The organism is Flavobacterium limnophilum, assembly GCF_027111315.2.
Taxonomy (GTDB): domain Bacteria; phylum Bacteroidota; class Bacteroidia; order Flavobacteriales; family Flavobacteriaceae; genus Flavobacterium; species Flavobacterium limnophilum.
On record NZ_CP114289.2, the window covers coordinates 3,119,129 to 3,134,080 of the forward strand.

The 14,952-nt window shown below is 37.6% G+C and carries 11 protein-coding genes; 1 reads left to right on the plus strand and 10 read right to left on the minus strand.

Annotation, left to right across the window (positions count from 1 at the left end):
- Positions 1-15: 15 nt before the first annotated feature.
- The 10 genes from ruvB to OZP13_RS13275 form a co-directional block, all read right to left on the minus strand.
- Positions 16-1,038 (minus strand): Holliday junction branch migration DNA helicase RuvB, encoded by a 1,023-nt coding sequence (gene ruvB / locus OZP13_RS13230; protein ID WP_281297430.1) that lies wholly within the window; start codon positions 1,036-1,038, stop codon positions 16-18.
- An 82-nt stretch (positions 1,039-1,120) separates the two neighbouring features.
- Positions 1,121-2,287, minus strand: coding sequence for a hypothetical protein (locus OZP13_RS13235; RefSeq protein WP_281297431.1), 1,167 nt, complete (start codon positions 2,285-2,287; stop codon positions 1,121-1,123).
- Between the two features lie 292 nt (positions 2,288-2,579).
- Positions 2,580-4,376 (minus strand): cytochrome c oxidase subunit I, encoded by a 1,797-nt coding sequence (locus tag OZP13_RS13240; RefSeq protein ID WP_281297432.1) that lies wholly within the window; start codon positions 4,374-4,376, stop codon positions 2,580-2,582.
- 30 nt (positions 4,377-4,406) lie between these two features.
- A complete protein-coding gene (locus OZP13_RS13245) occupies positions 4,407-5,558 on the minus strand; it encodes a cytochrome c oxidase subunit II (RefSeq protein WP_269240576.1) in 1,152 nt (383 codons plus the stop codon).
- Between the two features lie 17 nt (positions 5,559-5,575).
- Positions 5,576-7,066 (minus strand): ribonuclease E domain-containing protein, encoded by a 1,491-nt coding sequence (locus tag OZP13_RS13250; RefSeq protein ID WP_281297433.1) that lies wholly within the window; start codon positions 7,064-7,066, stop codon positions 5,576-5,578.
- Between the two features lie 27 nt (positions 7,067-7,093).
- On the minus strand, positions 7,094-7,645 hold the full coding sequence (locus tag OZP13_RS13255; RefSeq protein WP_281297434.1) for a c-type cytochrome: 552 nt from the start codon (positions 7,643-7,645) through the stop codon (positions 7,094-7,096).
- Positions 7,646-7,654: 9 nt separating this feature from the next.
- Positions 7,655-8,179, minus strand: a complete 525-nt coding sequence (locus OZP13_RS13260) for a DUF3341 domain-containing protein (protein WP_281297435.1) — start codon at positions 8,177-8,179, stop codon at positions 7,655-7,657.
- Positions 8,172-9,575 (minus strand): NrfD/PsrC family molybdoenzyme membrane anchor subunit, encoded by a 1,404-nt coding sequence (gene nrfD / locus OZP13_RS13265; protein ID WP_281297436.1) that lies wholly within the window; start codon positions 9,573-9,575, stop codon positions 8,172-8,174. Before nrfD ends, OZP13_RS13260 begins: the two co-directional genes overlap by 8 nt.
- Before the next feature lie 28 nt (positions 9,576-9,603).
- A complete protein-coding gene (locus OZP13_RS13270) occupies positions 9,604-12,708 on the minus strand; it encodes a TAT-variant-translocated molybdopterin oxidoreductase (protein WP_281297437.1) in 3,105 nt (1,034 codons plus the stop codon).
- Between the two features lie 98 nt (positions 12,709-12,806).
- Positions 12,807-14,147 (minus strand): c-type cytochrome, encoded by a 1,341-nt coding sequence (locus OZP13_RS13275; RefSeq protein WP_281297438.1) that lies wholly within the window; start codon positions 14,145-14,147, stop codon positions 12,807-12,809.
- A gap of 222 nt (positions 14,148-14,369) precedes the next feature.
- On the opposite strand from OZP13_RS13275, the gene OZP13_RS13280 reads away from it, so the two are divergent.
- Positions 14,370-14,759, plus strand: coding sequence for an SPOR domain-containing protein (locus OZP13_RS13280; RefSeq protein WP_269240581.1), 390 nt, complete (start codon positions 14,370-14,372; stop codon positions 14,757-14,759).
- Positions 14,760-14,952 lie beyond the last annotated feature (193 nt).

Below are 14,952 nucleotides of genomic sequence, written 5' to 3' on the forward strand. Positions count from 1 at the left end.
CTTCCAACTTTTATCCTAAAACAGTCCCCCTTGAACATTTGTTCTTACTTTCCCCAGATGTTTATATGCTTTTTCGGTTACTTCTCTTCCTCTTGGGGTTCGCATAATGAATCCTTCTTGAATTAGAAAAGGTTCGTATACTTCTTCAATGGTTTCGCTACTTTCGGATACGGCTGTCGCCAAAGTAGACAAACCTACTGGCCCTCCCTTGAATTTATCAATAATGGTATTCAGGATTTTATTGTCCATTTCGTCCAAACCGTGGGCATCTACATTTAACGCTTTTAACGCATATCGGGCTATTTCTATATCGATGGTTCCATTTCCTTTTATTTGTGCAAAGTCACGAACACGACGCAACAAGGCATTGGCAATACGGGGCGTTCCCCTGCTTCGACCCGCAATTTCGATGGCGGCTTCCAGGGAAATGGGCATTTTTAAAATGGAAGCACTTCTTTCGACAATAGTCGTCAAAAGTTCGGTGGTATAATATTGTAATCGGGATGAAATTCCGAAACGGGCTCGCATTGGAGCGGTCAACAAACCGGAACGCGTTGTGGCGCCTATTAAGGTAAACGGATTTAAATTGATTTGAACAGTACGAGCATTTGGACCCGATTCTATCATGATGTCAATCTTGAAATCCTCCATCGCCGAGTACAGATATTCTTCGACAATAGGGCTTAACCGATGAATTTCGTCAATAAACAAGACATCCCTTTCTTCGAGATTGGTCAACAAACCTGCCAAATCTCCAGGCTTGTCCAAAACAGGCCCTGAAGTTATTTTTATTCCCACTTGCAATTCATTGGCCAAAATGTTTGCCAAGGTAGTTTTTCCTAATCCCGGTGGCCCGTGAAAAAGGGTATGATCAAGGGCTTCATTTCTTTGATTAGCGGCTTGAACAAAAACTTTTAGATTTTCGAGTATTTGATCCTGACCAGCAAAATCGTCAAACGACAGTGGTCTCAATTTTTTTTCGAGATCAAGTTCTTCGGGATTATAGCCGTTGGTTGTTGGGTCTAAATTTTCATTCATTTTACAAATATAACAAAGTTATGCGCCAATAAAAATGCCTTTCGAAAGGAAAGGCATTTGAAATATTAAAATGGATATTATTTTATTTTACATATTCCGCACGGCTTCCTACAGTATCAATTTGGTAATGAAAGTCGAGTGACAAAAGACCAGCATCATCTGCGTAAGTATCAGCAGCATTGGATGAATTTCTCCAAATACGGCATATCAATATACTTGATATTTTCTTACCTGTACCATCTAATCCTGTACCGCCAGTCAAAGAGGTAATCCTATGTGTATTTGCCACAAAAGGACCTGCAACTGTAACAGTACTAGCGGTAAATGTAGGAAAGGCCAATGGAGTCGTTGGATCATAATTTTGCCAACTATAATCAAGATTCCATTCTACGGTTCCAGATTCAGAAGCTTTTGGCATCCAATGTATGTGTGGGTAAATAGCAGTTCCTTCTTTCCAACTATGTGGCAATTGAACCACAAAGGACATTGCCTCAAGACCATTATTATCACGAAAATACCAAATTTGTGGTCCAGTCGAACCCCAAACATACTCTAAAGAAGCAGAACTAGAACCCTTATCTAAAGAAACTCTCAAATCATCCCAAACTGTTGCGGCACCTTCCATAACAATAGTTCCATCGGCTTCAAATTTAGTATCATTGCCACCCATAACATCTCCAATTTTAGTAACACCATCACTAGAAACAGTAACCCTTGATACATTGTTTGTTTTTAAAACCAAATCTTTTGCATCAGTAGTTCCTAAAAAATTTGTTCCTGCATTTGTCCCTGCGTTTCCAGTAAGATTCCAGTCTGATGAAGAGGATGAATTATTAGTACTTACTGCTTTCCATTCTATACCGTTACTGAAGAGTGTCACAGCTTCACCTGCTTTTGCCATAATTAAATTTGCCACACCATCAATTGTGCCGGCGATTGTTACATTGGCAGTACTTGAAGCATTTCGTTTAATGGTATAAACACGACCTGTACATAAGGTTACATCGGGTAAAGTTAGCGTAATTGCAGCGGAGCCATTATTACAAATAATAATACCATAAGTGTCGTCTAAAGTGACACTGGAACTTACTGTATTTACTTTTTGACCTACAGAACCGTTTACTTCAAAAGTAGATTTAGGATCTGTGGTGCCAATTCCAACTTGGGCATTGCTGGAATAAGTAATGAGAAATATTAGGAATAAAAACACCAATAAGGTGTTTTTAAATTTTGTAGTAAAAACTTGCATTTTTGTAGGTTTTAATTTTCGGATACAGGACTAAATAATAATAATAATCTAATATACGAAATTTAGAAACAATTTCATAATTTATATCATTTATATAATTTATATCATTTATAAATATAAAATAGTTTTTTTGTTTATCCTCACCCTAACCGAAGGAGAGGGAACAAGAATTGGATTATTATATATTTCTAAATGGTATTATTTCATATTTGGAATAGGTCTCATTCAAAACCAACTCAAAAAAAATGCCTTTCGAAACGAAAGGCATTTAAGTATATTTTCTGAAAAGAGATTAGTGATGCAATATTACTTCTCCTTCTTTCATTGGTACGTTTTGTGGAACGAAATCCTCATCGTGACCTGGATTACTGTAATCATAAGGCCAACGGTGTACTTCTGGGATTTCTCCCGGCCAGTTTCCATGAATATGTTCCACTGGAGTTGTCCATTCTAATGTATTGGATTTCCATGGGTTTTGAACTGCTTTCTTTCCATAGAAAATACTGCTAAAGAAATTGTACAAGAATACCAATTGGAAAGCTCCACCAATTAAAGCGAAAGTAGTTATAAGAACGTTTACGTTTTGCAAATCATCAAACAATGGGAAGTTGGTGTTGGTATAATAACGCCTTGGCAAACCCGCCAATCCAATAAAGTGCATTGGAAAAAATACACCATAAGCACAAACTGCAGTTACCCAAAAGTGAACATATCCCAAGTTTTTGTTCAACATTCTTCCAAACATTTTTGGAAACCAGTGATAGATTCCGGCAAACATTCCGTAAAGAGCGGAAATACCCATTACCAAGTGGAAGTGTGCAACAACGAAATAAGTATCGTGAACATTAATATCCAAAGTACTGTCTCCAAGAATAATTCCTGTCAAACCTCCAGTAATAAAGGTAGAAACCAATCCGATAGAGAACAACATTGCAGGATTTAACTGCAAATTACCTTTCCAAAGCGTCGTGATGTAATTAAAAGCTTTTACTGCAGAAGGAATCGCGATCAACAAAGTGGTAAATGTAAATACCGAACCAAGGAATGGATTCATACCCGAGATAAACATATGGTGACCCCAAACTATGGTAGATAAAAATGCAATTGCCAAAATAGACATAATCATCGCTCTATACCCAAAAATTGGTTTTCGTGAGTTGGTAGCAATAATTTCGGATGTAATACCCAAAGCAGGTAATATGATGATATATACTTCAGGATGACCTAAAAACCAAAACAAATGCTCGAACAACACAGGCGAACCACCTTGGTAATGCAATACTTCACCAGCTAAATAAATATCGGAAAGGAAGAAAGAAGTTCCAAAACTTCTGTCAAAAATCAACAATAAAGCTGCCGACAATAATACCGGGAAAGAAATTACCCCAATGATAGCGGTAACAAAGAAAGCCCAAATAGTAAGAGGCAATCTTGTCATAGACATTCCTTTCGTTCTTAAATTAATTACGGTAACAATATAATTTAATGAACCCATTAATGAAGCCGCAATGAATATAGCCATAGAAACCAACCATAAAGTCATTCCTGCTCCCGAACCTGAAATAGCTTGAGGCAATGCACTTAAAGGTGGATATATAGTCCAACCAGCATTTGCAGGTCCAGATTCTACAAATAAGGAACTAAGCATAATAACACTAGACAAAAAGAACAACCAATAGGAAATCATGTTTAGAAAACCTGAAGCCATATCTCTTGCTCCAATTTGAAGAGGTATCAACAAGTTACTAAATGTACCGCTCAATCCGGCAGTCAACACAAAGAAAACCATTATGGTTCCGTGAATAGTAACCAATGCTAGATATATATCATTGGCCATAACTCCGTTCGGAGCCCATTTATCTCCCAATAATACATTAAATATTTTGAATGATTCTTCTGGCCATGCCAATTGCATTCTAAAAAGCAAAGACATCATAACCCCAATTACACCCATAACAATACCAGTAATCAAGTATTGTTTAGCAATCATTTTGTGATCTATACTAAAAATATATTTAGTGATAAAAGTGTCTTTATGGTGGTGTTCGTGTTCGTGATCTTGTGTGTGATCGTGACCTTCTGCTGACATATTTGTTTACTTTAAATTTTTCTTAAATAATTATTTCATGGCTATTTTAGCAATAGCGGCAGTATCTTTAGCTTTAGTGGAATCTGTTTCCACTCCTCCTTCAACTGGTTTCGGTGCGTTGGCGGCTTTAACTTCTTGAACCAATGTAGGCTTGTCGCTTAACCATTTTTTATAATCTTCAGGAGTATCAACAACAACCTTCATTTGCATATTGTAATGAGAAGCACCGCATATTTTATTGCAAAGTAATAAATAGTCAAAAGTGTAAGGATCTAATGCAGGTTGACCATTTGCAACAAGTTCAGCACTTTTCTTGGTTCTTATTGCATTGATAGTCTCAACCTTTTTCACCATATAAGGCAATTCCCTGTATTCGGCAGAAGTATAAATTGGTTCGAAAGCGAATTCGGTAACCATCCCTGGAACACAGTTCATTTGCGCCCTAAAATGAGGGAAATAAGCAGAATGCAAAACATCTTGCGAACGGAATTTGAAATGTACCTTTTTTCCTTTTGGAATATGCAATTCAGAAACCACGATGTCATCTTGTGCGTTTGGATCAGACATATCAACTCCAAGCGTATTTACACCATCAATAAGTCTAACGTTTGCTTTTCCAAGTACGTTGTCGGGACCGGCATATCTAGCAGTCCATTTGAATTGTTGGGCATAAACTTCCACTACGATAGTTTCTTCTTCTTCGTCAACAAACATAATATTAGTCCAAGCATACAATCCGAAAAGAATTAAAACTGCCAAAACAACAGCTGGAATTCCACTCCAAATTACTTCTAATTTAGTACTGTCTGAAAAGAACAATGCCTTTTGACCTTGTTTACCTCTGTATTTAAAAGAAAAATAATGCACCAATACTTGTGTGATGGCTTGAACAATAAAAATCAAAACCCAAGTAACATTCATTAAATTATCGATATCCGAACCATGGGCAGATGCAGGTGTGTGCAATACCAAAGAACCCCATTTAATCAATCCGTAAATTGTAAAAATATAAAGGAACGCCAAGAATCCAAACATCAAATAACCCTGGATATTATTGTCCTTATCATTAGCAATTTGCGAATCATCAACTTCGCCTACTTGAGTTAAATCAAATATCTTAGTCAATTGCCATAATGCAATAGCCAACAGAACTAAAACTATAATTATCAACAAACTTGTCATCTAATTGTTTTTAAATATTAATAATGAAAATGTTTACTTTCTTCAATAAACGGGTTTCTCTTCGGCAACAAAGGAGCTTTAGTCAATGCCGTGAAAACAACATAAATAAACAATCCAAGGAAGAAAAGAACCGATGCAATTTCCGAAACTCCAATAAACCATTGGTCTCCTACAGTTCCAGGCATAATCATGTTGAAGAAATCAATATAATGACCCAATAGAATAACTATTCCAGCCATAACCAATACCCAACTAATTCTTTTGAAATCAGTATTTATTAAAATCAATACCGGGAACAAGAAATTCATGACAACTGCACCAAAGAATGGCAAATTATACAATTGTATTCTTGTCACGAAATAAGTAACCTCTTCCGGGATATTGGCATACCATATCAACATAAATTGGGAGAACCATAAGTACGTCCAAAATACACTGAAACCAAACATGAATTTTGCCAAATCGTGAATGTGGCTAGTGTTCACGTGTTCCAAATATCCTTTTGATTTCAAATAAAGGGAAACCAAACATATAATTGTAACTCCACTTACCAAGAAACTGGCAAATACATACCACCCAAACAAAGTACTGAACCAGTGTGGATCAACCGACATAATCCAATCCCAAGACATAATAGATTCGGTTACGATAAAGAACACCAAGAAACCTGCAGAGATTTTAAAATTCTTTTTGTAGAAACTATCATCACTAGACTCGTCTTGAGCCAAACAATTTTTTCTGGAATAATACCTGTAAAGATTCCATCCACCCAAGAATATCGCTGCCCTAATAATCCAGAAAGGAAAATTCAAGTAACCGCTTTTTCCAGCAATAATTTCATCATAATTTGCGTGTCCAGGTTTTGTAACACCTTCACCCAACCAAACAAATAAATGATTAAAGTGTAAACCGCAAAGAACCAATATTATGAAGAAAATGACAGAACCAACAGGCAAATAAGCCGTAATTCCTTGCATCACTCTAAACAATACTGGAGACCATCCTGATTGAGCCACTTGCTGAATGGCATAAAATGCCAAAACCCCAAGAGAAACCAACATAAAGAAGATACAAGCAACATACAATGCAGCCCAAGGTTTATTTTGTAATTGGTGCAACACATGCTCTAAATGCTCTTGGTGTTCTGTATGAGCATCTACTTTGTGCTCGGCAGAGTCAGCTTGAGCTTCGGTTGAAGTGTGAGCTGGTTCGGCAGCAACTGGAGCTTGAATTGAATCATGTGCTTCTGTTGCAGTATCAGCTACTTTGTTTGCAACTGGAGCTTGAGCAACTTCATGAGCCACTTCTGTTGCAACATGACTTTCTTCAGTTGCAGCTTGTGCTTCGGCAGGAACACCATGGGCGCTTCCGTGAGCATCAGCTGCCAGAATTGCCTCTACTGCTTGAATATCTTTGGGTGCAGATAAAAAACCATATCCAATTCCTAAAAGACCTACAGCCATTAAGATGAAAGAAAATGTTTTTAATTTACTTGAAAATGTATACATATCTATTACGATGATTTTGTTCTACAATTATAATTTGCTTTTTAGATCCATAACATAAGACGCCACTAACCAACGCTCATGTTTGCTCAATTGATTGGCGTGTGAACCCATCATGTTTAGACCATAAGTTTCAACATGAAAAACACTTCCTTCATTGATTACCCTGTCTTTGTAATTAGGAACACCCAAGAACTTTCCTTGTTTAACCAATTTTCCTTGACCATCTCCAGTTTCACCGTGACAAATGCCACAATAAATATTAAAAAGACCTTTTGCTTTTTCCATGTCTTTTTCAGACAATGCACCAAGAGGCGAAGGCAGATTTGCGGCTTTCACGGCAAGCAAAGCTTCAGGAGTATCAGGATATTCATAAACTTCAAAACCTCTGTTTATGCTGCCTTCTGCAGGAAGCTGTCCTTCTTTTCCACCCTTAAAAACATCCGCTTGAGAATAAGTACCATAACTTACTGGCTCATACATATTAGGCATGTATTGATAATTTGGTTTCAGGTTGTCCTTACAAGACGAAACTAAAATAGTAATACCTACTAAAAGTGTTATTTTATATATGCTTTTCATATCCACTTATTAATGCTTTTCAATTACTTTAACTTCTACTGCTCCTGTTTTTTCGAAAAAAGAAACAAGTTCTTCTTCGTTGTTGTTTACTGCAACTTCCATCAAGAAATGGTCATCGGTAGTACGCACATCCGGGTTTTCTGCTTCTTTGAAAGGCCATAATCTACTTCTCATGTAAAAAGTGATAACCATTAAGTGAGCCGCAAAAAACACGGTTTCTTCAAACATGATTGGCACGAAAGAAGGCATGTTTTCTATGTAACTGAAACTTGGTTTTCCTCCAATGTCTTGTGGCCAATCTTGAATCATGATGTAATTCATCATCCAAGTTCCAAAAGACAAACCGCACAAACCGTAAATGAAAGCACAAATAGCTAATCGTGTTGGCGCAAGTCCCATTGCTTTATCCAATCCGTGAACCGGAAATGGAGTAAAAACTTCTTCAATATGATGATGGGCTGCGCGTGTTTTCTTTACGGCATCCATCAATATATCATCGTCATTATAAATGGCGTGTATTACTTTATTACTCATGGTGTGAATCTTTATTTGCTGCTCTTTCTCTAATGTAATTATCTCCTGTTCCTTTCAATATTGTTTTAACCTCGGCTTGGGCTATCACTGGGAATGTTCTAGCATACAACAAGAATAACACAAAGAAGAAACCTATTGTTCCAATGAATATTCCAATATCTACAAATGTTGGCGAGAACATTGTCCATGAGGAAGGAAGGTAATCTCTGTGTAACGAAGTTACGATAATTACAAACCTTTCGAACCACATTCCAATATTTACAACAATGGAGATAATGAAAGAGAACATAATACTTGTTCTTAATTTTTTGAACCACATAAATTGTGGAGAGAAAACGTTGCAAGTCATCATTGACCAGTAAGCCCACCAGTAAGGCCCGGTAGCTCTGTTCAAAAATGCATATTGTTCGTATTCAACACCTGAATACCATGCAACGAAAAGTTCCGTGATATAAGCAACACCAACGATAGAACCTGTAATCATGATGATGATGTTCATCAATTCGATGTGCTGAATGGTAATGTAAGCTTCAAGATTGGAAACTTTTCTCATAATGATAAGCAAGGTGTTTACCATTGCAAATCCAGAGAAAACGGCTCCAGCAACAAAGTATGGAGGGAAAATTGTGGTATGCCATCCTGGAATAACGGAAGTGGCAAAGTCCATCGATACAATCGTGTGTACAGAAAGTACAAGTGGCGTTGCCAAACCTGCAAGAACCAAGGAAACTTCCTCAAAACGTTGCCAGTCTTTTGCTCTACCGCTCCATCCAAAACTCAAAATAGAATATATTCTTTTATTGAAAGGAGTTATTGCCCTGTCCCTAAGCATTGCAAAATCAGGTAACAAACCTGTCCACCAGAAAACCAATGACACAGAAAGGTAAGTAGAGATTGCAAATACGTCCCAAAGTAATGGCGAGTTAAAGTTTACCCAAAGTGAACCAAATTGATTCGGAATTGGAACAACCCAGTAAGCCAACCATGGACGACCCATGTGGATGATTGGAAACAAACCTGCTTGAATTACAGAGAAGATGGTCATCGCTTCCGCAGAACGGTTAATTGCCATTCTCCATCGCTGACGGAACAATAAAAGTACCGCTGAAATCAAGGTTCCTGCGTGACCAATACCAACCCACCAAACGAAGTTGGTAATATCCCAAGCCCAACCTACTGTTTTGTTTAATCCCCAAGTTCCGATACCGGTAGAAATGGTGTAAATAATACAGCCCAATCCCCAAAGGAAGGCTATTAATGCGATTGAAAACACAATCCACCATTGCTTGTTGGCTTTACCTTCGACAGGTGCAGCAACATCTACTGTTACATCGTGATAAGATTTATCACCTATGATTAAAGGTTTTCTAATGGGTGCGTCGTATATATGAGACATAATCCTTTAAATTGATTTTTAATTTATCTTAAGTATTTCTAACTTTTACGTGGTAAATCACATTTGGTTTTGTTCCAACATGCTCCAACAAATGATACATTCTTTCGTCTTCCAACAATTTGGCAACTTGACTTTCTTTATCATTAACATCACCAAAAACCATCGCTCCAGTAGTACAGGCACTAGAACAAGCTGTTTGGAATTCACCGTCAACTATTACTCTTCCTTCGTTTTTGGCAGCCAAAATAGTCGCTTGTGTTTTTTGAATACACATAGAACATTTTTCCATTACCCCACGAGAACGAACACTTACATCTGGATTCAACACCATGCGACCCAAGTCGTCATTCATGTGGAAATCAAATTCGCTGTTTTTGTTGTACAAGAACCAGTTAAAACGACGTACTTTATAAGGACAGTTGTTTGCACAGTAACGAGTACCAACACATCTGTTGTAAGCCATGTGGTTTTGACCTTGACGGCTGTGAGAAGTTGCAGCAACAGGACAAACTGTTTCACAAGGTGCGTGATTACAGTGTTGACACATTACAGGTTGGAAAGCAACTTGTGGATTTTCTGATGCAACTTGCAATCTATCAAATCCAGATAAAGAACCATTCCCTTCTCTGTCTCCAAAAACATAATCTCCAACTCCAACTCCAGAAAGATTTTCTTTCTCTTCATTGTCAGCGGCAAAAGTTTCTTCAGAAGAATAGTATCTGTCGATACGCAACCAGTGCATGTCACGACTTCTTCTTACTTCGGATTTACCAACAACAGGAACGTTGTTTTCGGCGTGGCAAGCAATAACGCAAGATCCACAACCAGTACAAGCATTCAAGTCGATGGAAAGATTGAAATGATGTCCAACAGAACGATCAAATGAATCCCATAAATCTACCGTTGTAGCATTTACTTCTTTGTGATCCAAAGACACTTTTGGTTGTTCATTCCAGAATTCGGCACCTTGGGTATTGAATATTTCTAAAGTAGTTTCTTTAATAATATCCCCTCTTCCCATCAATGTTTTTTGACCTTGAACACAAGCAAATTGATGAACTCCATCTGCTTTTGCCAATGTAACTGATTGTACATTGTTGAAACCTTTATATAATGAGTAAGCATTTACACCTACTTGCATTTCTTCTTTTAACGCTGCTTTTTTACCATAACCGAAAGCCAAACCAACAGTTCCAGCAGCTTGTCCTGGTTGAACAATTACTGGCACGTTTTCTAGTTTCGCTCCATCGGCAGTAGTAATGGTGGCATAACTTCCGTCTAAGCCTCCATCAGCAACAATTTCGTTTGACAATTCCAATTTATTGGCATCGGCAGCCGAAACAGTAACATAATTATCCCAAGAAACTCTCGTGATTGGATCCGGGAATTCTTGCAACCAAGGGTTGTTCGCTTGTTGACCGTCACCCAAACCAGTTTTGGTATATAAAACCAATTCAAGTCCTTGTGCAGCTTTTGATTGTGCCAATGCATTTGCAGCACCTGTATAATCAGCTGTTCCACCTGCGGTCGAAGGTATTGCTCCAACATAAACTCCGTCGTGCAATACTTTATTCCAAGTAGAACCTGAAATGATTGACGCCGAATTTGCTTTTAAATAATCGTAGAATGTTCCTGGAATACCATTCAAAGACAATAAAACGTCTTGAAATTGCTTGGTATCGAATAAAGGACGAATAGTAGGTTGAGTCAAACCATAAGTCCCTTTCGTGATGCTCACATCTCCCCAAGATTCTAAATAGTGAGGGGCTGCAGCAGCTATCGTAGTAATTGAAGCAGTTTCGTCTTCTTTCAAAGAAAAGCTGGCCGAAAGACTTACTTTTTTCAATCCTTCAACAAAATCTTTTGAATTTGGCAAAGTATAAACTGGATTCACGCCACTCATGATCAATGTATGAACGCTTCCTGCTTTCATGTCATTAACCAACTGGGCTACTTTTTGGCTAGATCCTTTTCTGATTTGTCTTGTTCCAACAGTAGAAAAAGATTCACTAGACAACACTTGATTGATGGCCAAAACCAACAATTGTGCATTTTTATCTTGAATACCGGAAACCAAAACCCCTTTGCTTCCAGCAGCTTTCAACTGTTGGGCAGCTTTGGCAACTTCAGCTTTATATTTGGCATCTAAAGTCACCGGAACCGAAGCTCCAACAACTACATTATATATATGCACCAATGCTTGCTTTTGATTGGCGGTTGACATTGCAACACGTTTGTCGGCAGCAGCACCAGACAAAGTCATATTCGCTTCGAATTGGAAATGACGAGATATTTTTTTGTTTCCTTGTGGTCCTTGTGGAATTCTTCCTTTGGCATAACCGGAATCATAGCTTCCACCTTGCCAGTCTCCAAGGAAATCCGCTCCAACGGAAACAATGGTTGATGCTTTTGAAAAGTCGTAATCAACCAAAGCTCTTTCACCGTAAACCGTTTCGAATGCATCCAAAGTTTCCGATTCAGAAACTGCATCGTAGATAACGTGTTTTGCATTTGGATTTTTTCCCAAGAACTCGGCAATCAACTTTTCAGTTGATGGACTTGCCAATGTACCTGTCAAAAGAACAACTTGTCCTCCTTTGGCTTTGGCATCAGCCAAACCTGATTTAATTTTCGAATCAACCTCAGACCAAGAAGCTTTTTTACCGGCAATCTTTGGTTCTTTCAAACGCATACTGTCATATAATGACAATACCGAGGCATGAATTCTGGCATTTGCCGAAAATTTGGCACCTGCAATCGTGTTGTTGTCTATCTTGATAGGACGACCTTCACGTGTTTTTACTAAAAGGTTGGCAAAATCAAAACCATCAAAAACCGAAGTCGCATAATAATCTGCAACTCCAGGAATGATTTGTTCTGGCTGTACTACATAAGGTATCGACATGTGCACAGGACCTTCGCAAGCCGCAAGCGTGGCCGCCGCAGTACTGAATCCAACGTACTTTAAAAAATCACGACGTGATGTTGATGAAGATGACAAAGCACCACCGTTTCCTAAAAACGCGTCAGTAGGAATTTCTTCAACAAATTCGTTATTTTTAAGCGCCTCAACAATAGAACTATTTCCGTCTAGTTCTTCAACACTTTTCCAGTATTTTTTGTTTGATGACATATTCTATATAAATATTAGCTTCTTAATTTTTTGTTTCAAGTTTCTTTTGTTTCAAGTTTAGAGTTTCAACAACCTGAAACTTTAAACTTGAAACTTTTTTAATAGTGGCATTTACCACATTCCAATCCTCCCATTTGCGCTGCAGTCAATTTGTCTACACCGTATTTTTTGGAAAGCTGTTCGTGAATTTTTTTGTAATAGTCGTTTCCTTCGGTTTTGACTTCGGTTTTTCTGTGGCAATCCACGCACCATTTCATTGTTAATGGAGCAAATTGTTTTTGAATTTCATAAGTTTGAACTGGTCCGTGACAAGTTTGACATTCAACGCCTGCAACATTTACGTGTTGTGAGTGATTGAAGTACACAAAACTTTGCAAATTGTGGATACGAACCCATTTAACAGGCTGTGTTTTACCTGTATATTTCTGGGCATCTTTATCCCAACCAACGGCTTTGTATAATTTTGCAATCTCCTTGTCGTAGAAATCTTTAGAATATTCAGCAGTGGCAGTTGTATCTGAAACCTCAGAAATATTTTTGTGACAGTTCATACAAACATTCAAGGAAGGAATCCCGGCTGATTTCCCAACTCTTGCTGCCGAGTGACAGTAGTTACAGTCGATTCCATTGCTTCCTGCGTGAATTCTATGAGAATAATGTATTGGCTGAATTGGCGCATAATCTTGGTCAACACCAACTTGCATTAAATACCCATAGACAAAAAATCCGCTGGCCAACAACAAGAATATTGAAGTTACCAATACCAAGAATTGGTTTTTAACGAATGCTTTCCATATAGGTAAAGTCGGTTCTTTTGGAGCAACATTAATTCCATTTGCAGCAGCTACTTTTCTTAAAACATTGTTCACCAAGAACAACATCACGATTAGTATTGCCATTATCAATGACAAAGCACCTAGAATAACATTATTTGAAATCCCTCCTTCATTGACATCTGCACCAGGAAGTTTTTCTCCTGCAGCCGGAGCTGCCGCTGCCGCTTTCTCCTCCATTGTATAAGCAATGATATTATCAATATCAGCCTCAGACAATTGCGGAAACGCAGTCATTGGAACCTTGTTGTTAGCTTCAAACACTTTAACCGCTTGGGCATCACCTGATTTTATCAAATCGCCACTATTGTGAATCCATTTATAAAGCCACGCTTTGTCATACTTGGCACCAACACCTCTAAGAGCAGGACCTGTTGCTTTTGCATCCAATTTATGACATGCAGCACAATTTGTATTGAAAATCTCTTTCCCTTTCACGGCATCACCGCCTGTTGTGGCTGCTGGTGCCGCAGTTGCTTCTGCAGGGGCTGGAGTTGCTGCCGGAGCTGCATCTTGTGCAAATGAACTCAAGGATAAAGCCAGCATCAACGCTAAGCTTAAATATAATTTCCTTGTAATCGAATTATGGTTACCCATCTTTTTCATATAGTATAGTAATTATCTACAGTATTGATATTTGATATGACTTTTTTCAAATGTAAAATATGATAAAAATCACTTTTTAAAAAATATTGGACAAAAATACACTTTAAGAACTATTCTCAAAACCTTAAAATAGTCTTAAATATAATTTATATTCATTCTAAATAATTATTACATTTTAGTTTTAACGTTTAAACACTATTTTTGTATAAAAACATTCAGATTATGAGAATTATAGCATACAAAAAAATCTTTTTATCCTCTTTGTTATTAGTTGTTTTGGCACCAAAAATGAAGGCTCAAGACCAAAATATCACAGTTAGTCAAGACCCAAAATTCGAACAATTATTAAACGAAAAGAGAAAAATAAACACTTCTCTTACCGTAAATGACTCGTATAAAATTCAAATTTATAGCGGAGGAAGCGAAAACGCAAAAAAAACACTGAACGAATTCCGACAAGAATTTACAACTATCGACGCCACAATTGTTTTCAACACGCCTAATTACAAAGTTTGGGTTGGGAATTTTAAAACTCGCATCGAAGCCGAAAGAAATTTGACAAATATCAAGGATAGATACAAAAATGTGCTTTTGATAAAGCCGAGTAGATAATTTTTTTTTTACATTTTAAACAAAAAAAAGCAACCCAATTGGGTTGCTTTTTTTGTTTTGGAATTGTTTTGTTTGCCCTATTTGACGGGTACGGTTTACAAAACCGGACACTATCCCACACAAGATATTTACTACATATCCGAGCAATCTAGTTAACAGAGCACGATATATTTATTACATATATCAAGGACTA

What these genes read in the sequence shown, in the direction of transcription:
- nrfD (WP_281297436.1), bottom strand. Translation starts at nt 9,575, where the DNA reads ATGTCTCATATATACGACGCACCCATTAGAAAACCTTTAATCATAGGT.
- OZP13_RS13255 (WP_281297434.1), bottom strand. Translation starts at nt 7,645, where the DNA reads ATGAAAAGCATATATAAAATAACACTTTTAGTAGGTATTACTATTTTA.
- OZP13_RS13275 (WP_281297438.1), bottom strand. Translation starts at nt 14,147, where the DNA reads ATGAAAAAGATGGGTAACCATAATTCGATTACAAGGAAATTATATTTA.
- OZP13_RS13240 (WP_281297432.1), bottom strand. Translation starts at nt 4,376, where the DNA reads ATGTCAGCAGAAGGTCACGATCACACACAAGATCACGAACACGAACAC.
- OZP13_RS13245 (WP_269240576.1), bottom strand. Translation starts at nt 5,558, where the DNA reads ATGACAAGTTTGTTGATAATTATAGTTTTAGTTCTGTTGGCTATTGCA.
- ruvB (WP_281297430.1), bottom strand. Translation starts at nt 1,038, where the DNA reads ATGAATGAAAATTTAGACCCAACAACCAACGGCTATAATCCCGAAGAA.
- OZP13_RS13260 (WP_281297435.1), bottom strand. Translation starts at nt 8,179, where the DNA reads ATGAGTAATAAAGTAATACACGCCATTTATAATGACGATGATATATTG.
- OZP13_RS13280 (WP_269240581.1), top strand. Translation starts at nt 14,370, where the DNA reads ATGAGAATTATAGCATACAAAAAAATCTTTTTATCCTCTTTGTTATTA.
- OZP13_RS13270 (WP_281297437.1), bottom strand. Translation starts at nt 12,708, where the DNA reads ATGTCATCAAACAAAAAATACTGGAAAAGTGTTGAAGAACTAGACGGA.
- OZP13_RS13250 (WP_281297433.1), bottom strand. Translation starts at nt 7,066, where the DNA reads ATGTATACATTTTCAAGTAAATTAAAAACATTTTCTTTCATCTTAATG.
- OZP13_RS13235 (WP_281297431.1), bottom strand. Translation starts at nt 2,287, where the DNA reads ATGCAAGTTTTTACTACAAAATTTAAAAACACCTTATTGGTGTTTTTA.